Raw genomic sequence first — 18,440 nt, forward strand, 5'->3', positions numbered from 1 at the left:
AACATCATCGAAATCCATCAAATCAGGACAACGACAATTTCTTGCTGGAATGAGTTCACTTGGGCTTTCAGCCCTGAAGGAACCTATGTACTTTCAGTGCATAGTGGTTTAGTTGCACCCGCTAACTGAGCCAGAAGGGATTCGCCTCATTCAGCATCACGCTCAGATTAAGGGTGTAGCGCTCAGTTTCGCAGAAGCTCAGGGGCTTTACCACTGCACAAGTGGGATTCCAGCGGCGATCGTCTATGCCGTTGGTCAGCTTGCGGCGGGTTATCCATTTCAAGAAGTACCGTTGCGATTGACGCGATCGACAAGCGACTACTCCCGCTTTTACTTTGCGAGTTCTATCATGCCACTCAGAGGAGCATTCTCTCACCAACTGCTGATGGCGTTGGCGCTGTTTTCTCGCCCTGCCCTAGAAGACGCGATCGCCTATATTGCTGAGAGTCCTAATACAGTCAGCACTATCGAGGGTTTTGCCCAGTTGCAGCAACTTTCCCTGGTCAACCAACATCAGGGACGATACGATTTGCTAGCGCTAACGCGGGAATACGCGATCGGCGAACTCAACGCTGATCCAGATTTTGAGCAACAGGCACGGGAACGGTGGATCAGGTGGTATCTGAATTTTGCTCAAGCCCACGGCAGCAAGGATTGGAAGGAATGGAATGACTACGAGCCACTCGATCAGGAATGGGAAAACTTGCAAGACGTGATCGAATGGTGCATTGCTCATGATCGCTATGAAGACGTGCGGCAATTTTGGCAACAGGTGAATTGCTATACCCACACTCAGGGATATCGCGGCAATCGCTTGAACTATTGGCATACTCGCTTGGATTGGACAGATTGGCTCGTTGAAGCCGCAGAACAACAACAGGACTGGGCGACTATCTTGGAAGCGATGTTCGATCAGGGGTGGACGTTAACCTTGATGGGACAATCGAGGTATCTAGACAGAGCTGATGGGCTTTATCAGAGAGCCTGGGAAATCAGACATCATAAAGATATTCACTTTCAAATTGAGTTTGCGATTCACATTGCAGTGCTGCGAATTCAACAACAGCAGTTTGAAGCTGCGATCTCGTGGTTACAAGAGGTGCAGCAAGTGCTAGAAACGTCTCAAATTGAGGAAACACATAGGCGGCGATCGCAGATTCATCTACTTTACTACCAGGGCGAAATTGAGTATAAAACCGGACACTACGACTCTGCTAGGCTCCACTTTGAACAAGCGTTGGAACAGGCAGAAGCAACGGATTGGCAACGGGCTGTTTTCCTGGCAAGAGATTGGTTAGCAGACATTGCCATTCAGCAAGATGAGCTCAGCGAGGCACAGAGTTTGTTGACAGAAGGGCTAAGGGTTGCAGAAGCCAATCGTGATTCGTGTCGGGCTGCCTTTTGTAAGCGATCGCTTGCTCGTTTAGAGAAAAAATTAGGCAATGGAGCAATTGCTTTTCGTTGGGCAGAGGAGGCAAAGCAAAGTTTTGAGCAGTTGGGAATGATTTCTGAAGTAGAAGAAACGGTCGCTTTGCTGCAAACACTTCAATCAATTTAGAGACGGTTTTTAGCCCGATCATCACGTTTGAGCTTTGAGGTGACGACGGATTTTATAACAGATGCCTGCGGCAATGCTGCCCAAGGAAGTGGATAAGCGTGAAGATCAGTGCCAAACCCGATTAATCATCCGTTGTATCTGTTTCATCTGTTATGAAAATTTGCTGCCACCTGACTTTTAAGTGTCTATTGCTTATGTCAAAGCTGTGGCAGGAAAAATTTGCAAAGCATCGTCCACGGTAACGGGAATAGTAGGGCGTTCTAAGCAAATATGGCTACATTCCACACGCTCGTAAGAGGCTTCCGCACGTAGAGGCTCACAATCCGATGGAAAGAGGCTCTTCATTGCAAAGTCAATACCGAAGTGTTTGAGAAATAGCTGTTGGGTTAAAGCATAAGCATAATACCAGTTCTGCTGATCTACCTGATTTCGAGTTCCCAAGTAAGGGAAATGGTGAACAAAGTAACCAAACAAGTGCTGACAATCTTCTGCATACTTATGGGTATCAAGAATGTGACAATGCCAAACCTGGTCAATCTCTTCGATAGGCGAAACTTGTAAGCCAGGATAACGATCAATTAGATAAAGAAACGCTAGATAGTGAGCGATCGCTTGAATCGCTTTTGCCTTTGTCCACTTAGGACCAGAACGTGATTCAATAAGTTGATAGGCAAGCGGCCCTAAATCTAATGATCTTGCTTTCTGGAGAAACACCTGAAAATTTTGGGAAGACATCTGTTTCGAGGACATGGGGGCGATGATCCTTGAGGTGAATAGGTAGTGTTCTAGACCTGAAGAATTGTTGGCGGGATAAGTAAGCGTGATACTTATGTCCCTTATCTCTTAATTGCGATGGTCGTTGAACCGATTTGTTGCCCAGCTTGTCAGAACTGACGTGGTGAAACACGTCAAAACCGATGCCGGAAAACAGCGCCACAAATGCCGCAACCGCAATGGTTCACAGCACAGCTTCACTTCGCTTTAGTGATTGCTATCAGTAGCAATGATTCAATGAAACAAGATCGATAACTGAGTTCATGCCTCAGAACGACTGAGTTAGGCTGACTTTTTGGCAATCTCAGGCGTTGTTGCATGAATAGGGGTTGCCGAGGGGCGACGTGATAGGTTTGAAGTACCACCAACGAACCTTCACAGCAATGAGCTACTGCATCCGCAACTGGTCTGAGTATAACGCTAGTTTGAAGCAACGGGGAAGCCTCACCTTTTGGATTGATGAAGCTGTCCTCGCCGAGTGGATTGTGCCGCGCTTGAGCGGACAACGTGGAGCATCAGTGTTCTACAGCGACGTTGCGATTGCGATGATGGCAACGGTAAAAGTGGTGTATGGACTGGCAGGGCGGCAATGCGAAGGATTGCTCGACTCCATCTTTACCCTAATGGGATTTGAGTTTCCGGTTCCTGACCACAGCACTTTGTCGCGACGCATCGGCAAACTCTCGATTACACTGCTTGTCATCCCGGCAGCTGGAGCACGTCATGTCGTAGTCGACTCCACTGGAGTTAAGGTCTATGGCGAAGGCGAGTGGAAGACTCGTCAACATGGCATCAGCAAGCGTCAATACTTCGGGCAAATTTAGGTAGCAATAACGCCGTAAGCTCGTAAAGCTTCGTAGTTCGGATGAGATTTAATCACATCAGGCGATAGCGCTAACTTTGAAATAAAGATATCCAGCAAGAAGTCATTCAAAGCGCGGCGTTTCGAGCTTGCCATTGAAAAGGTAAACGACTGATTCGGATCTCGGTTCTGCCACGCTTGCAGTTTTGCGAGATTGAGTGCGCTCAAGCTGGAATTGAAGTGAAAATCCAGCTTTTTGGCCGTTCTAGATTGGCAGTCTTCGAGTCCGGTGAATTGCTTGCTGTCGCGAAACAGAAACTCGATCTGAAAGCTCAAATGATACAGCCGCACAATTTGTTTGGGGCACTGTTCAATGTCGCTCGAAAATAGCACGACAAATTTGGGATGATGCAGTTGCCGCGTGTCGTGTAAATACGCCAGACGTATCCAGGACTTGAGTGAGAGAGGCCAGACAATTGCCATGTAGAGGGCGACGTTCGGTTGCACATTTTCAACATAGGTCATCGACGATGGGACGCTTAAATCCACTTTGCCAGCATACAAGCGAGGTCTACCCCTAGGCTTTTGCTCTCCCTCAAACCGATAGCGCAAGTTCGCATCGCGTCGTAGCTTGCTCAAGACGTGCAACTTCAGATTCGCACTCCGGTGACGAACTTCTCCTTGGCATAGGCTCCATCGACTGCAAGATAGCGTACTCGTGCTGGCAGATGTGGTTGTACCCGACTCAAGTGGTCGAGCGCTTGATCCAGGCGCGTTGTCTCAGGAAAATCAGCCTGATTGCAGGTTTGCTCGACGGACAGAGCGTAGGTTTGCTGCGTTTCGAGATTCACCACACTAATCAGCGACACTTCTAAGCCTCTTTCTGGCCAACTCGTACTGCCATTGTAGTACCAGTCTAAGCCAAAGGTCTGCTTCCCACTCTTGTGAATAAACGAACTGTCCATCATGCCCATCAAAGGCTGCTCAAGCTCAGCGGCGGATTCAATCACACTCAAGTTTAAGCCCAAAAAATCAAAGTCTTGCTCGAACTGTCAGCGATAAGTCTTCTCACTCAAGTTGCTGTAACGACTCAAATTGCTGAAGTTGACTTTACCGCAAACCACCCAAATCGTCGTGAACAGGGTTATCAAGAATTTCAATTGCGGTTTGCGATCTGACCCACTTTGGCAAGTTGGCTCTGTACAATTTCCATATGACTATTCGTCCGGTGCGCTTTTTTTTAATTAGCACCTTAACGGACGAATAGTTTTTCTGTCGAACTTCTCGAAAACTGTCCGAAGTATTGAAGCGTCGCACTTGGCGGAAATTGCATCTTGGAGTGGATGAAGCAACGGGTGAAATCCTGGCAGCGGTTGTTACCACGAATGCGGTGCATGATGGCGAAGTCTTAGACGACCTGCTGCACCAGATCGAGGAGGACATTGAGCAAGTGACCACCGATGGCGCGTATGACCATCGCCATTGCTACGAAGAGATCGACCAACACGCCGCAAGGCCTGTGATTCCACCGCGCAAGGATGCGGTGATTTGGCAACACGGCAATCGCAAAGCCTCTCCATATCCGAGAGATCAAAACCTGCGGCACATCCGCAAACATGGACGGAAGAAATGGAATCGCGATTCCGGTTATCATCGTCGCTCGATTGCCGAAACCACGATGTTCCGCTTCAAGACGATCTTTGGCGGTATCTCTGTTCACGTCGATTCGACAATCAAACCGCAGAGCCGCCGATTAAATGTGCTGCGCTTAATCGCATGATTCAGGTTGCCAAACCCGATAGCTATCCAGCCGAAGCTTAATCTCAGTTTCCTGCAATCCCGAAGTTGTCACTTTTGTTATTCATGCAACAAAGCCGCAATCTCATCTAAAATTTGACTAGTCGACAAAAATTGCTATGCCTCGATCACTCAGGGTTCGTCAAGATTGGATCGGACAGGTCAAACTGTCGGTGAGACGAAACGGTTTCCTCAGCCAGCAGGCTTTAGCTGAAGAACTCGGCTTGGCTCGGTCTACAGTCGTTAATTTTCTGACGGGAAAACCTGTCGATCGGGCAGTGTTTGAAGAAATATGTTTGAGGCTGTCCCTGAATTGTCAGGAGATCAGTCAATCGATCACTGAGATTGGAAGCAAGACTGCTGATCCTGCTATCTCGACTAGTTCATCTTCCCAACCCTCAACTTCAACTCGCATTGATTGGGGGGAGGCGATCGATGTAACCCGATTTTATGGACGTACTGTCGAACTGCAAACATTACACCAGTGGATTTTACAGGAGGGATATCGTCTCATTGCTTTGTTAGGAATGGGCGGTATTGGTAAGACTGCATTATCGGTTAAATTAGCCGAGCAAGTTCAATCTGAATTCCAACTAGTCATCTGGAGGTCGCTACGGAGCGCGCCCCTGCTAGATGAAATTTTGACTGACTTGCTCCAATTTCTTTCAAACCAGCAGGTTACAGCCCTGCCACTTACACCTGAGGGAAAAATATCGCTGCTGCTGACTTATCTTCAGCAACAGCGGTGTTTGGTCGTGCTGGATAACTTTGAAGCCGTTCTGGAAAGCGATATGCAGGCTGGAGGCTACAAAGTAGGCTATGAGGGCTACGGCGAACTGCTCAGACAGGTTGGAGAAACGAAGCATCAAAGCTATCTTGTGCTGACCAGTCGTGAAAAGCCCAGGGAAGTCGCGAACCTGGAGGGCGTTCATTCAACCGTACGATCATTGCTTGTAAAAGGATTGTCTCCATCGGATGGAAGGATGATTTTTCAAGATAAGGATTGCACAGGATTAAATGAAACTGTCTGTCAGTTAGTCGTCAACCATTATGCAGGCAATCCATTAGCACTGAAAATAGCAGCTTCTGCCGTTCAAGAACTATTTGCGGGTCAGGTCGATGCGCTGGTTCCCCTGCTTCAGGAAGGGAAGCTGAAATTTAGGAATGTGACTGACCTGTTAGAGCGACAGTTCAATCGGCTGACTTCACCAGAGCAGCATATCTTTTACTGGCTCTGTGTGAATCGGGAACCCAGTTCATTAGCTGAGCTAGAGAATGATATCGTGGCGGAGTCAATCAAACGAAGGATTTTGGATGTTCTCACTTCGCTGGTGCGACGCAGCTTGGTCGAGCGAAACAATCAGGGTTGGTTTTTACAACCAGTTGTTCTGGAATACATCACTGAGCAATTTATCGACCGGATTTGCCATGAGATTACAGAACAGGAGCCCAATTTATTCAAAAGTCATGCTCTGGTTAAGGCAACTGCAAAGGATTATGTCAGGCAGGCGCAGTTCCGTCTCATTCTAGAGCCAATTGTTCATGATCTGATCGATCGATTCGGCAATCAAAAAAGTATAGAATTTTATCTGAACCAAATCCTGGCACAGCTTCGGCAAAAGCCAGAACTGCCTCCAAACTACGCGGCTGGAAATCTGCTCAATCTTTTCTGTCACCTTCAAACGGATATCACGGGTTATGACTTTTCTAATTTAAAGATCCGGCAGGCTTATCTTCAAAATGCAAACCTACCTGCGGTTAATCTATCGGGGACAGATTTGAGCTTTTCCGTATTCGCAGATTTATTCTCTGGTGTTGTTAGCCTTGCTTTTAGTCCGGATAGTAAGCTTCTTGCAACTGGAGACTCCCGCTGTGAAATACAGATTTGGGAAGTGGAGAGCGGTAAACTACTTCAGACTCTGAGCGGTCATCAAAGCTGGGTCTGGTCAATGGTCTTTAGCCCCGATTCCCAATTACTGGTGAGCGGAAGTGATAATTACTCTATCAGAGTATGGAATTGGAGGACGGCTGAATGCCTACAAACTCGTAAAGGACCCGCAAACTTGCTGAATGCTATTGATTTTGGTGATTCAGCATCAGGTGAACCGAATGGTCACAGCATCACAATTGCAGGTCGGAATTCAGAAGTTTGGAATCCAGCAGCATTAGTGCAGCAAATCGAATCTCTTCAAGGACAAAGCTTTTTAATTCGATCGATTGCTTATAGCCCTGATGGTCGTCTTCTGGCTTTAAGTCAACAGGGAACAGAAACACAAGCATACCCAATCTATCTGTACGATATTCAAACCGGAGCCTGCGAACAAATCTTCAGTGGACACCATAACTTTGCCCGTCTTCTAAAATTCAGTTCGGATGGCACAATGCTAGCCAGCAGCGATTATGCTCAGGAGACAAACCAGTACAGACCTGAAGTCAGGATCTGGAATGTTAAAACTGGCGCATGTTTATTAACCCTTCAAGGTCACACTCGGTTAATCAATGATCTGGTATTTGACCCGGACGCTCAATGGCTGGCAACGGCAAGTAGTGACGAAACGATCAAGCTCTGGGATTTACGCACTGGGGAATGTGTCAAAACCTTTCTAGGGCATTCTAATCGAGTGCTGAGTATCGCGTTTTTATCAGACGGTCAACTTCTTGCTAGTGGCGGCGACGATCGCAGCGTTAAACTTTGGGATATTCAAACTGGACGATGCCTTAGAACCTTTCAGGGATACACGAATGCGATCTACTCAATGTCCCTATTACCCAATCGTCAAGTTTTTGCGACCGCTCACGAAGATGAATCCATCAAACTCTGGAACCTGGAAACGGGAGGCGTGTTTAAAGTACTGCGTGGACATACTAATCGTGTTTGGTGTGTTGCTTTTGCAAACCAGTCGAATCGTGATTTCAACTATGAGTCCCAGAGCTGTAGGACTCAGCAAGCCAGGAATTTATTAGCTAGCGGCAGTGCAGATTACAGCGTCAAGCTCTGGGACTGGAAAACTGGACAATGCCTGAAAACGCTGCGCGGGCACGCCAATTGGATCTGGTCAGTTGTCTTTAGCCCCAGCGCAGCGCAGCTTGTGAGTGCAAGCTACGATCGGACGCTCAAGCTCTGGGACGTGCAAACTGGAAGATGCCTCAAAACGTTTCAGGAGCAGAGCAGTGCTAGCATGTCCGTACTCTTCAGTGCAGATGGACAGCAGCTTCTAAGCAGTGACTATAGCGGCAGAGTCAGCCAATGGGATGTCCAAACTGGAAATCGTCTTCACAGTTGGCAAGCTCATGAAGGGCGAATTTTCAAGATTGCGCTCCATCCGACCCAATTTCAATGTGCAACAGGTGGCGATGACCAGCAAATCAAACTGTGGGATCTCCAGACGGGACAATGTTTGCAAACCTTGCAAGGACATCAGTCTGCTATTACTGATCTTCGCTTTATTGATAATAGACGGCTGATTAGTGCCAGTTTTGATCAAACCATTCGGATCTGGGATATCACTTTAGGAACCTGTGTACAAGTGCTAGAGGGACATCAAAGCATCATTTCTTCGATCGCTTACGACCGTCTACTGCTAAGTAGTGGTATGGATGCTACGCTGCGGCAGTGGGATCTAGAAACTGGCAACTGTCTGCAAACGCTAATCACCCCGCGTCCCTACGAGGGAATGAACATTGCAAATGCGATCGGACTAACGGAGGCAGAACGGACGACACTAAAATGGCTTGGAGCAGTTGATAGCATTGAAACTATCTGAAATCAGAGGTGTTTTAAGAATAGAATTTAATGACTTGTTTGAGAGAAACTGCGTCTTGCCTTGGCACCCTCGTGGTAGATTTTTCTGCGCGATAAATTGATGCTGCCTACAGGCTCATGCTCAGGCAGAGTATGCCAAGGCGTAAATGACAAGCTTTCATCCAGTTCCTTACGCTCGATGGAGTCAAACACTTGAGGTGGAATGGTAATTGTAGCCACCTTAGTAAAAGGGGAATCTATTTCTTGCCACTCCTGCATTGGATTTTCAATGGGCGTTTTATCTTCATCCACATAGAACTGAACTAAAAAGTCGAAGGTCGCTTGCCTATGAGTTAGATACTCGCTCATTGCTTCGCGTAGATAGTTTGGTGAAGTGGGTATTGAATTTGGAGGTACTTCCAATTCAGACGGTTTGACTGAGAACTTAATGAAGCGAGAGCCGAGCTTATAAGGTGTTGTACTCCAATACTGAACAAGAAGTGGATTGCCGATTATTTTCTGGCTCATCTGTTTTGCGATCGCTAATGAAGGAGCTAGCTTCTGAACTAACTCTGGAGAAGGAGAAATTCCATTTTCAATTGCTTCTTGAAATTCCCTAAAGTCAATGTAGCCTTGAACATCCGGAAGAAAAAAGACGTGATGATTGATGAGAATAAAGTCTTGAGTATTTGACTCATCTTCAGGAACTTGATTACCTTTAATATTTCTCAGCTGAATTGCCATACCGCGAGCGTCTCCTTCTGTATCCGGTTTAAGCCCATTCAGTGATTTTGGTGACGAAGCATTAGAAAAACGAACCCAAACATCGTACTCCTGAACTTTTGTAAAGACTCCTATCTTACACTGCTCTGGAATGTTCTCCTCAATCTTAAACTTACCAGTGACCAGGCCATGGCTCTTAGAATGAACTTGTCTCAAGGCTGGTCCTTTCGCTTTCTGTTCTTGCAAACTAGCAGCTAAAACCTTGTCAGTTACAACTGCTTGTTCATCATTTCTACTATTCATCACAGTCTCCTTGATACGCTCAGTTTTAGTTTTTGTAGTGCTATCAGATTTAATTGAGATTAATTGCTCGTTTCCGCTTAACTATTGCCTCCTGCAGAAAGACGGCAAGCCTTGAGTTATGAAGAGGGATTAGAAATTATATGTTTCTGATGAATCAGTATAACATCCGCATATGGCGCAAGCAGAACGCGGATACGACATTGATAAACTTCCCCACATTAACATTTTTGTGACACAACCTCTTTACAGGTGCCAACTGACTTTTTTCTGACTTTTGCCTGACCTTTACAGGCTTTCAACCCAGCAGATTGAGGTTACATTTAACTCATCCGCTGGAAAGGCACTCCCCAAGTAACACCAGATTCTCTACAGAAATGGTGCAGTTGCGCAATGGATTGAATAGCGCTCACCGGGACGGAGAAATCATGCTACATAGCAAGACACAAATGGCAGGGTCATCTCATCAATTCATACAAAAAGAAGGGTTGTAACAATAATTCATACAAAAAGAAGGGTTGTAACAATGAAATCAATAAAATTAACGGTACTCGTTGTGGTTCTTACTGCTGTAGGAGTACTATCTACTCAATCAATGACGCGCGCAGAAACCTGGGCTTGCCGCATTTAGGCATAGGATGCCGACAAAGCATCCCAGGAACCAGTTCAAATCCACTCAATCCTTGCGTCTATGTCAATTCAAGACAGGGCTGGCAGCGTTTTAATCTACCCGGTGGATTCACTAAGGTAGTTGGAATTGGCGGCGGTTGGAGCGTTGATGCCCGCGCTTATGCAGCAGTCGGGGCTTCAGGACACTACGGACGAGATACCGCAGCACTCAGACTCTACAACCAATACAAATATGACCAAAGGTTTCCTTTTTGGTGCTTTACTGATGGGCAGCGGTCAAGGAACTTTGTGGATTCAAGGACCTATGGCTTTCAGCAATACATTTGGTGCAGTAGATATGAGAATCAACGATGCTGATAACGCATTGGGTGATAATGCAGGAACGCTGCAAGTGTGTTTTGGTAATTAATCACGCGATGTGCAACTAAAACTTTGCGAAGAAAGTCCCATAGGACGATGCTAGAGATAGAACCTTTCTAGCGCCTGTGGGACGTATGTTTTCTATCGAAGACCTGAGTTCGGGTTAAGCCGGGAAGAGGAGATTGTGATCAATTGCAATCGACGGCTTCTTCGGTTGATGGCAGTAGGCAATTAATCCACCCAAAATGCTGACAAAGCAGTTGACCGGAGAGCGATGACGTGAATGCTCGATTTGAGAGATGTTCTTGAGTTGGTCAATAATGGTTTCGATAAACGAGCGACGACGCAGCATCAAACGGTCATTGAGAGGCATTAGGCGCTGTTTCATCTTGCGCCTAAACTTGGTGATGAGTTGAATCTCCGCGCTCTTGAGCAACTGCTTGGCTAATTTTTGCGAGACATGGCCTTTGTCGGCAAACACCTTGCCAAACAACTGCTGTAGCAACTTCGGAACGGGCGTGCGGTCATCAGTGTTGCCGGGAGTCAGCACGATGTTGAGCAACTCCCCTCGGTCATTGACGACCAGATGCAGTTTGAAGCCGAAAAACCAATCAACTGAAGTTTTGCTGCGGCAGCAACGTTTTCAAACACTTTGTTGAGCTCAATGCGACGGTTGCGGCAGACGCTCAACGCCGTGGAGTCCATAAAATTGATGCTGCTGCACGACCCAAAACACGAGCGCAAATAGGCACACATCGGCACGAGCGTCCCTGGAACCCATTCGATGAAGCGCTGGTAGCTCACTAGACCTCCTGCACAAATCATTTTGAATGGGTAAGCTCATAGTTAAGCAAGCCTGCAATCAGGTTAAAGCGTAGCCCGAAACGCCTGCGCCGATTTGGTCATGTTCTAGACCTGTGTATTATATGCAAGGATAGAATTGGTTTCTAGCTGTTCTTGTAGACATGGTACTCGAACCTGTTTGTTGCCCAAGCTGCAATAGTACAAACATCGTGAAAAATGGCAAAAGCGATGAAGGGAAACAGCGCTATCGTTGCCGCAATGCTGAGTGTTCCCGCCGCTCTTTCATTCGCGAGTACAGTTATCGGGGCTATCTACCGGAAGTAAAGCAGCAAATCAGTGATATGGCAGTCAACGGAAGTGGCATTCGAGATACGGCACGAGGGTACTGTCAACTTAACTGGACTGTAGAATAATCGTACTGGTTCAACTTTAAGAACGACTGCTTGCCCATGTACTCCCGTCATCGCTTCCCTGGTGAAATTATTAGCTACTGCGTTTGGCTGTATTACACCTTTCCGTTGAGCTACCGGGACAGTGAGAAAATGATGCTCTACCGCGGCATTGAAGTCACTTACGAAACGATTCGGGAATGGTGCCAGAAATTCGGACAGCAATACGCCAATCAGGTGCGGCGCAAGCGTTCCTACGTCACCGACAAATGGCATCTCGACGAAATGGTGGTGACGATTAAGAGACAGCAATATTATTTGTGGCGAGCCGTGGATAGTGAGGGAAACGTGCTGGATGTCTTGCTGCAACGCCATCGAGACACCGAAGCAGCGAAGCGATTTTTCCGTAAGCTGCTGAAGAAACAAGGGTTTGTGCCACACGTGATGGTCAACGACAAGCTGAAAAGCTATGAAGCCGCAAAGAAGCAGGTGATGCCGAGTGTGGAGCATCGACAGCACAAGGGATTGAATAATCGAGCGGAGAATTCGCATCAATCGACACGAGTGCGAGAACGACGAATGCGACGATTCAAATCTCCCGGACAAGCCCAACGATTTCTTTCTGCGTTTGACCCAATCCGAAGACACTTTCACCCGAGGCAACATCAACTGAGTGCAAAACACTATCGCAAACAACTGCGCCAACGCTTTAAGGATTGGCGAGAAATCACTGATGTGAAAATTGCTGCGTAAACTGGAGCGAGACTGACGATTGGGGGATTACCGTGTTTAATTTTAAATATTTCCAGTTAAGTTGATATTAAGTTGATAGTGCCAGACTGGGAATTCGGAAATACCAAACTTCTCTAAAAAATTCTCCTCAAATCATTTACAGTTTCACACACCAAATTAGGCTTACTCTTTGACACACTCACACGAATTCTATTTGTGGAGGTGTGTCAATGTTTGCGAGTCGCCCTAGCGATTTTCGGACGAAGCGGAACCGGGTTTTGTCGGCGTTACACGTTGAGGATGCCTCGGCTGAGAACGATGCCTCGACGGGTGGTGCATTGGTTCTGACGAACGTGGAGGTGGTGAAGTCGCCTCCACTAAATAAATCCGGTTCCCCGTCAAGGCGTTGTAAAACAATCCTACTGTGCATTGCCATCCTTGACCTTCGAGTTCTACAACGCGCAGGTCACGCTTTTGCCGCGCCTGTTGGGCATCGTCCCAATCCTGTTCGAGAAAGACTTCACAGAGAGAATCCATCGGAGTAACTGTTTGTGGAATGAGTGGGACTGTGGGTTCGACGATCGTATCGCTCCATCTCGAAACGATCGTATCACTCCATCTCGACTTCGACGGGTTGCAAGTCGAGCAGATCAAATTGGTAAATTCATAGCAAACTTGAAAAATCAAGCAATCTCTGGGTTGATTTCTAAGCTGAACGATCAATTGATGCGTGCACCGCGCTCCATATTCGCGCTTTCTGTCGATCAATTAGAGTTTGGCCTTAATCTGTTGCTTCAGTTCACCAACTGCATCCCGATGTCCTAGAAAGACGTAGAGACTCTGGAGCAGAGAGCGATCGACATTGTTCTGAATTTGTACAATTTCTTTCATTGCCATCCGTCTCGTGCAGTTAATCTAATATTTGCACCCTGTCGGAAAAATAGTGTTTCTGTGAAAAACTGTTCGGCCTATTGCTAAATTACAATTCCCCTGAAACGGCCAGCAGCCTGAACCTTGAAAACACTGAATTCAGGGAATACCAAATGAGAACACGCCTCTACAACAGCCTGGAGATCGCTGATACCAGCACTACTGGAGATGCAACAGCATCAAGCCTTTAATCCCAGCAGATCGAGTGAATACAGCGGTATCTCGCATCTAGAGAGCCAATTCTGATGGCAGAAGCACTATCCAGCTTCCAGGCTTTGTACCGTCACAAGGCATCAGGACGGGACAGTGAATCAATCAAGTCCTCGATCGATTCCACATCTGAGCAATTCTGCAGTTCGGATTTAAACCATTGAACTTCGCCTGGGTCTGTATCGGGCAGCTGATACACCAATAGCACTCCAGCCACTCGCGCCAGCGTCAGCGCATCGGGAGAAAGGTGGCTCACCAGTCCTCGGGCCGTTTCGTATAGCTTCTGAACCGCATCCACATCGTGCGGTTGCCCCAGTTGCAGAGCAAGCTGCTGTAAGTTTTGTTGCACGGCTTGGACCGTTTCTACATCTTCGGAGTAGTTCAGCGAATTAGACATTGTAAAGTACAGATTACAGGGTATGCTTTCAACTTAGCTCAATTCCTGAAACAATCATCTATTTGACAATCCTGGTACTACAATCAAAACAATCTACTACCCTTGGAAACAGCCACTATGTCCTATCTGATGTTAAGTGATCAAACAAGACAACATCTAGAGCAAGAGCGGTCGCGATTGATGAGTGATCGCTCAAAGATTGTCTCAGATATTGAATCTTCGGTGAAGGCTGAAGTGGATCGAGCGATTCAAACGCTCAACGCGCTCCTGAATGAAGCGCCCGTCGAAGTCGTTCCCGCAGATGGGATTGTTGAAGCAGTGACTGAGTTATTGGAACATCCACCGACTGAAACAGCGACAAAATCGCTGCGAGCCCGTTCTCGTGAGCCGAAGGCAACGCGCAAAACCGGGACGAAGAAGGTGAAGCCTGAACCAAAAGAGCAATCAGCCTTTGATGCGACTCAGCTCAAGCGCAAGTTCAAAGGTAAGAAGCCAATCGATGCGATCGTCCAAATCTTGCAGCAAGATTCAGAACAGATTCATACGATCGACGACCTGATTGCTGAGCTGTACGGCAAATTTGATGAAGCGGAGATGTCGAGAGCCAGAAAGACATTGGGCGCAACGTTAATGCACGCCACTCGGGCAGGCACCATTGAGCGAGTCGGAGACAAACCCTCACGCTTTAAGCTCGGTCAGCCTGCTGTGGTTCCAGCTTAGTTGAGGTAATAGTATCTGGTGCCTTGCCAGGGCTTCCAGAATCAGGACTTTCGCCTGATAGACAAAGCCGAGCTTTGCTCGGCGCACTTGCGACGCAACCTAAATTCCTGCATTGGGGAGAGGAATAATTGGAGGGCATCGTCTAGCCTGAACACTTCGCATAAGCTTTCTAGTTGTCATATTACGGTAGAAGGATAGATTTAGATGATAACTGTTCATCACTTAAATAATTCTCGCTCCCAACGCATCTTATGGTTACTGGAGGAACTAGAGTTAGAATACGACATCAAGTACTACGATCGCGACCCCAAAACGCTCCTAGCACCCGCATCTTTACGTCAGGTACATCCACTAGGTAAATCCCCAGTTATCACCGATGGAACGCTGATAGTGGCAGAGTCTGGAGCGATTATTGAGTACTTGATAGAGCAATACGGACAGGGACGGCTAGCTCCTCCACCTGGTACACCAGAGCGATTACGCTACATCTATTGGTTGCATTATGCCGAAGGTTCGGCAATGCCTCCTCTGTTACTAAAGCTGGTCTTCGATCGCATTGAGCAGCAACCGATGCCGTTTTTTGCTAAACCAATTGCTCATGCGATCGCGAAGCGCACTAAAGAGACGTTCATTATTCCTCAAATTACACAGCATCTCAATTACTTAGAGGCAGGCCTGGAGAAAAGTCCGTGGTTTGTGGGCAATGAGTTCACTGCTGCTGATATTCAAATGAGCTTCCCGATTGAAGCTGCGGTGGCACGAGGAGGATTAAATGCTAGTTATCCAAGATTGAGAGAGTTTTGCGATCGCATCCATTCCCGTCCCGCATACCAACGAGCATTAGAGCGGGGCGGTAAATTTCAGCTTGCAAGCTAAGAGGACGTTTGAGAAGTAGCGGATTATACTCAAAATCGCTTTTCAATGCTTATCCAGAAAGGCTGAAAGCGCGATTTCTCCGTCATAACTGTTTGCTGTTAAAGTATTAATTGTTACTTCTCAAACGTCCTCTAAGGGAATTACGATTGTTCGTATGGTATTGTCAGGTGAAACAAACTGTAGAATAATCGTACTGCTCTAACGCGCGATCTCAATCTGCTCATGTATTCTCGACATCGATTCCCCAGCGAAATTATTAGTCATTGCGTTTGGCTGTACTACACCTTTCCCTTGAGCTACCGGGATATCGAGAAAATGATGCTGTATCGCGGCATTGAAGTCACTTACGAAACGATTCGGGCATGGTGTCAGCAATTCGGACAGCAATACGCGAACCAGATTAAACGCAAACGCCCGTACATCACCGACAAATGGCATCTCGATGAAATCGTGGTCACGATTAAAAAGCAACAGTATTATTTGTGGCGAGCAGTCGATTCAGAGGGAAATGTGCTGGATGTTTTGCTCCAACGGCATCGGGACACAAAGGCAGCAGAGCGGTTTTTCCGCAAACTACTGAAGAAACAAGGCTTCGTGCCACGGGTAATTGTGACAGACAAGCTCAAAAGTTATCAGGCAGCCAAGAAGCGGGTAATGAAGAACGTGGAGCATCGACAGCACAAAGGGTTGAACAACAGAGCGGAGAACTCGCATCAACCGACTCGAACGCGAGAACGACGAATGCGACGATTCAAATCCCCAGGGCAGGCGCAACCATTTCTCTCGACGTTTGACCCGATTCGAGGACACTTTCATCCCAAGCAACATCAACTGAGTGCAAAACGATATCGAGAACAACTGCGCCAACGATTTGAGGATTGGCGAGCAGTCGCCTGCTTGAACACTGCTGCATAAAATTGAGCGACACTAGCGATCAAGGGATGATCGTGCCTAATTTTGATTGACATCGGTTAAGTTGACAATACCTTGGCAAGTGCTTCTACTCCCTCTAAATGTGCCTGGATATAATCTGGGTCATTCAACCAATCATTCCCCCAAGTTGCACCTGGCTGTGCAGGTAGCGCCATCACCCAAATTGCTCGCAGCGTCGCGAGCGCGGGAATCGCAGCAAGTTCCTGCGCACTCAATCTACGAACAGTGTGATATCCCTGCAAGATTGCCGCCCATTCTTGGCTTCTCAATGCTTGATCTGAAGAAGTTGAGATTCGATTCCGCCAGTAGCAAGCAAGGTCATAGACACAAAAACTCAAGCCGCAACTTTCAAAATCGAACAAGGTTGGAACAGTTCCTTGAAACTTGATGTTTTCTAAATGCACATCACCATGACAAAATCCTACTGCTAGCGCAGGGGCATTCCCCCAAATGATCGTTCTCATTTCCTGAGCAATCGCCAGCACCCGCGATCGTGCTTTTTCCCCAAGCCAAGGCGCAAGATAATTGAGCGGTTCTTCTGCTAGAAAATGATAGTTGATCGTTGGGCGGCTTTTAATTCTCAAAGTCGTAGCATGGTTATGAAGTTCAGCCAAAAGCCTTCCCAAAGCTTCAGCTTGTGTTACGGTTAAGTGAGTTTCCTGAACACCGATTGCATTCGCATACAAAACTCCGGGAAGTTGATTGCCTGTTATCTCTAAAACACCAGCAAACTGACCATCTTGGCGACGGAGTGGAGGAGCGACCTGCATTCCTTGTGCATAGAGTTCGTTAACTAAGCTTGCTTCTTCTTCAAGTTGCTCGATAGAAATTGGTTTTCCTAAATAGAGGCGCAACCAATAGTAATCTTTTCCCACAGTAATACGGACAATGAGTTTCTCAAGGGTGGGTCGATCGAGAAGTTCACAGTTCACGCTGTTTTTGAAAGCATAGATTTGAGTTACCCATTGCGCAATATGACGTTCTAGAGCAACTTTGGAATGAGAGAGCATAATGTTACCAAGGATCTAAGCCTACTAATTTGCGACCTAAAGCAGTCAGCGTTGCAGGCTCTCCTGGCTCTGGGTCTTGTTGAGTGGGTAAACCTCGCCACCAGACTGGAGCGCGTTTTTGCTGCCACCAAGACACTGCATTTTGTCGATCGTCTTCATTGCCCGCTTTGTACATGCTAATATACTGTGTGGCTCTGGGTGTACAATCCAGGTTTACACCTGCACAATGCGGAAGTTGTGGCTTCCAAATCACCATGTCACCTGCTTTTTCGGGGATTGCAATCGATGGAATTTCTGACAGATCTGCGGATTGATAGTCAAAGTTTGAACTTTGTTGATTCAGCCAATCTTCTAATGAACGATAAATCTGTGGCGCACAGCGAAATGCTCCCCGTTCTTCGGGAGTATCTGTTAGATAAAGCATTCCTCCCACAAACCCTGATTCTTTAGCGGGGTCAAGATCCCAATGTAGCCGAGGGTCTGGAAATCGTGACATCGTTCGGGGTGGAATAAAGCTAGCCCGATCCATCGTGACCCAAAGTTTTTCGGTTCCCCAAAGCTCACTAGATAATTGATGCACTTTAGGATACTGCCGATTGGGCATTGTCAGGTTAACCGGGACGTAGAATAATCGGACTGGTTTAACTCGGATCACCTCTTCTCATGTACTCCCGTCATCGTTTTCCCGGCGAAATCATCAGTTCCTGTGTGTGGTTGTATTACACATTCCCCTTGAGTTACCGGGATATCGAG

Annotated in this window: 16 protein-coding genes and 5 pseudogenes; 11 read left to right on the top strand and 10 right to left on the bottom strand. The window is 47.0% G+C overall.

Annotation, left to right across the window (positions count from 1 at the left end; genetic code table 11):
• Window positions 1–112 precede the first annotated feature (112 nt).
• Window positions 113–1,558 (top strand): hypothetical protein, encoded by a 1,446-nt coding sequence (locus NC981_RS24995; protein WP_348245506.1) that lies wholly within the window; start codon window positions 113–115, stop codon window positions 1,556–1,558.
• A 192-nt stretch (window positions 1,559–1,750) separates the two neighbouring features.
• Here the strand turns inward: NC981_RS24995 and NC981_RS25000 are convergent, their stop codons facing one another.
• The gene (locus NC981_RS25000) at window positions 1,751–2,308 is read right to left on the bottom strand and encodes a glycine-rich domain-containing protein-like (protein WP_348245507.1); all 558 of its coding nucleotides are present in this window, start codon (window positions 2,306–2,308) and stop codon (window positions 1,751–1,753) included.
• A gap of 407 nt (window positions 2,309–2,715) precedes the next feature.
• Between NC981_RS25000 and NC981_RS25005 the strand changes: the two are divergent.
• Window positions 2,716–3,153, top strand: a pseudogene (locus NC981_RS25005) (transposase); the annotation flags it as partial.
• Here the strand turns inward: NC981_RS25005 and NC981_RS25010 are convergent.
• Together NC981_RS25010 and NC981_RS25015 are read right to left on the bottom strand one after the other, a co-directional pair.
• Window positions 3,153–3,773 (bottom strand): hypothetical protein, encoded by a 621-nt coding sequence (locus NC981_RS25010; RefSeq protein ID WP_348245508.1) that lies wholly within the window; start codon window positions 3,771–3,773, stop codon window positions 3,153–3,155. The pseudogene NC981_RS25005 and the gene NC981_RS25010 overlap by 1 nt on opposite strands.
• Window positions 3,774–3,784: 11 nt before the next feature.
• Complete coding sequence (locus tag NC981_RS25015) at window positions 3,785–4,150, bottom strand: hypothetical protein (RefSeq protein WP_348245509.1); 366 nt, start codon at window positions 4,148–4,150, stop codon at window positions 3,785–3,787.
• A 271-nt stretch (window positions 4,151–4,421) separates the two neighbouring features.
• Between NC981_RS25015 and NC981_RS25020 the strand changes: the two are divergent.
• Both NC981_RS25020 and NC981_RS25025 read left to right on the top strand, forming a co-directional pair.
• Window positions 4,422–4,955, top strand: a pseudogene (locus NC981_RS25020) (IS5 family transposase); the annotation flags it as partial.
• A gap of 95 nt (window positions 4,956–5,050) precedes the next feature.
• Window positions 5,051–8,695, top strand: coding sequence for an NB-ARC domain-containing protein (locus NC981_RS25025; protein ID WP_348245510.1), 3,645 nt, complete (start codon window positions 5,051–5,053; stop codon window positions 8,693–8,695).
• A gap of 26 nt (window positions 8,696–8,721) precedes the next feature.
• Here the strand turns inward: NC981_RS25025 and NC981_RS25030 are convergent, their stop codons facing one another.
• Window positions 8,722–9,699, bottom strand: a complete 978-nt coding sequence (locus tag NC981_RS25030) for a catalase family protein (RefSeq protein ID WP_348245511.1) — start codon at window positions 9,697–9,699, stop codon at window positions 8,722–8,724.
• Window positions 9,700–10,453: 754 nt separating this feature from the next.
• Between NC981_RS25030 and NC981_RS25035 the strand changes: the two genes are divergently transcribed.
• Complete coding sequence (locus tag NC981_RS25035; protein WP_348245512.1) at window positions 10,454–10,735, top strand: hypothetical protein; 282 nt, start codon at window positions 10,454–10,456, stop codon at window positions 10,733–10,735.
• Window positions 10,736–10,849: 114 nt separating this feature from the next.
• Here NC981_RS25035 and NC981_RS25040 read toward each other — a convergent pair.
• Window positions 10,850–11,493, bottom strand: a pseudogene (locus NC981_RS25040) (IS982 family transposase); the annotation flags it as partial.
• A gap of 158 nt (window positions 11,494–11,651) precedes the next feature.
• On the opposite strand from NC981_RS25040, the pseudogene NC981_RS25045 reads away from it, so the two are divergent.
• Together NC981_RS25045 and NC981_RS25050 are read left to right on the top strand one after the other, a co-directional pair.
• Window positions 11,652–11,870 (top strand): annotated as a pseudogene (locus NC981_RS25045) (IS1 family transposase); the annotation flags it as partial.
• A gap of 69 nt (window positions 11,871–11,939) precedes the next feature.
• Complete coding sequence (locus tag NC981_RS25050; RefSeq protein WP_348245513.1) at window positions 11,940–12,632, top strand: IS6 family transposase; 693 nt, start codon at window positions 11,940–11,942, stop codon at window positions 12,630–12,632.
• 225 nt (window positions 12,633–12,857) lie between these two features.
• On the opposite strand, the gene NC981_RS25055 is transcribed toward NC981_RS25050, so the two are convergent.
• The 3 genes from NC981_RS25055 to NC981_RS25065 form a co-directional block, all read right to left on the bottom strand.
• Window positions 12,858–13,298, bottom strand: coding sequence for a hypothetical protein (locus NC981_RS25055; protein ID WP_348245514.1), 441 nt, complete (start codon window positions 13,296–13,298; stop codon window positions 12,858–12,860).
• 81 nt (window positions 13,299–13,379) lie between these two features.
• On the bottom strand, window positions 13,380–13,502 hold the full coding sequence (locus tag NC981_RS25060) for a hypothetical protein (RefSeq protein WP_348245515.1): 123 nt from the start codon (window positions 13,500–13,502) through the stop codon (window positions 13,380–13,382).
• Between the two features lie 322 nt (window positions 13,503–13,824).
• Complete coding sequence (locus NC981_RS25065; RefSeq protein ID WP_348245516.1) at window positions 13,825–14,148, bottom strand: hypothetical protein; 324 nt, start codon at window positions 14,146–14,148, stop codon at window positions 13,825–13,827.
• Between the two features lie 117 nt (window positions 14,149–14,265).
• On the opposite strand from NC981_RS25065, the gene NC981_RS25070 reads away from it, so the two are divergent.
• From NC981_RS25070 to NC981_RS25080, 3 genes are all read left to right on the top strand, one after another.
• A complete protein-coding gene (locus NC981_RS25070; RefSeq protein ID WP_348245517.1) occupies window positions 14,266–14,868 on the top strand; it encodes a hypothetical protein in 603 nt (200 codons plus the stop codon).
• A 204-nt stretch (window positions 14,869–15,072) separates the two neighbouring features.
• On the top strand, window positions 15,073–15,744 hold the full coding sequence (locus NC981_RS25075; RefSeq protein WP_348245518.1) for a glutathione S-transferase: 672 nt from the start codon (window positions 15,073–15,075) through the stop codon (window positions 15,742–15,744).
• A 222-nt stretch (window positions 15,745–15,966) separates the two neighbouring features.
• On the top strand, window positions 15,967–16,659 hold the full coding sequence (locus NC981_RS25080) for an IS6 family transposase (RefSeq protein WP_348245519.1): 693 nt from the start codon (window positions 15,967–15,969) through the stop codon (window positions 16,657–16,659).
• A gap of 56 nt (window positions 16,660–16,715) precedes the next feature.
• Here NC981_RS25080 and NC981_RS25085 read toward each other — a convergent pair whose 3' ends face one another.
• Both NC981_RS25085 and NC981_RS25090 read right to left on the bottom strand, forming a co-directional pair.
• Window positions 16,716–17,687: a phosphotransferase gene (locus NC981_RS25085; RefSeq protein WP_348245520.1), complete on the bottom strand. Its 972-nt coding sequence runs from the start codon at window positions 17,685–17,687 to the stop codon at window positions 16,716–16,718.
• Window positions 17,688–17,691: 4 nt separating this feature from the next.
• Window positions 17,692–18,291: a phytanoyl-CoA dioxygenase family protein gene (locus tag NC981_RS25090; protein WP_348245521.1), complete on the bottom strand. Its 600-nt coding sequence runs from the start codon at window positions 18,289–18,291 to the stop codon at window positions 17,692–17,694.
• A gap of 59 nt (window positions 18,292–18,350) precedes the next feature.
• On the opposite strand from NC981_RS25090, the pseudogene NC981_RS25095 reads away from it, so the two are divergent.
• Window positions 18,351–18,440, top strand: a pseudogene (locus NC981_RS25095) (IS6 family transposase); the annotation flags it as partial.

The sequence above is a fragment of the Leptolyngbya sp. DQ-M1 genome, assembly GCF_039962505.1.
Classification (GTDB): domain Bacteria; phylum Cyanobacteriota; class Cyanobacteriia; order Leptolyngbyales; family Leptolyngbyaceae; genus Leptolyngbya.

Bases quoted from the DNA above. Each gene is read 5' to 3' on its own strand.
- NC981_RS25050 (WP_348245513.1), top strand. From the start codon at position 11,940: ATGTACTCCCGTCATCGCTTCCCTGGTGAAATTATTAGCTACTGCGTT.
- NC981_RS25030 (WP_348245511.1), bottom strand. From the start codon at position 9,699: ATGAATAGTAGAAATGATGAACAAGCAGTTGTAACTGACAAGGTTTTA.
- NC981_RS25000 (WP_348245507.1), bottom strand. From the start codon at position 2,308: ATGTCCTCGAAACAGATGTCTTCCCAAAATTTTCAGGTGTTTCTCCAG.
- NC981_RS25070 (WP_348245517.1), top strand. From the start codon at position 14,266: ATGTCCTATCTGATGTTAAGTGATCAAACAAGACAACATCTAGAGCAA.
- NC981_RS25090 (WP_348245521.1), bottom strand. From the start codon at position 18,291: ATGCCCAATCGGCAGTATCCTAAAGTGCATCAATTATCTAGTGAGCTT.
- NC981_RS25080 (WP_348245519.1), top strand. From the start codon at position 15,967: ATGTATTCTCGACATCGATTCCCCAGCGAAATTATTAGTCATTGCGTT.
- NC981_RS25025 (WP_348245510.1), top strand. From the start codon at position 5,051: ATGCCTCGATCACTCAGGGTTCGTCAAGATTGGATCGGACAGGTCAAA.
- NC981_RS25060 (WP_348245515.1), bottom strand. From the start codon at position 13,502: ATGAAAGAAATTGTACAAATTCAGAACAATGTCGATCGCTCTCTGCTC.
- NC981_RS25085 (WP_348245520.1), bottom strand. From the start codon at position 17,687: ATGCTCTCTCATTCCAAAGTTGCTCTAGAACGTCATATTGCGCAATGG.
- NC981_RS25065 (WP_348245516.1), bottom strand. From the start codon at position 14,148: ATGTCTAATTCGCTGAACTACTCCGAAGATGTAGAAACGGTCCAAGCC.
- NC981_RS25075 (WP_348245518.1), top strand. From the start codon at position 15,073: ATGATAACTGTTCATCACTTAAATAATTCTCGCTCCCAACGCATCTTA.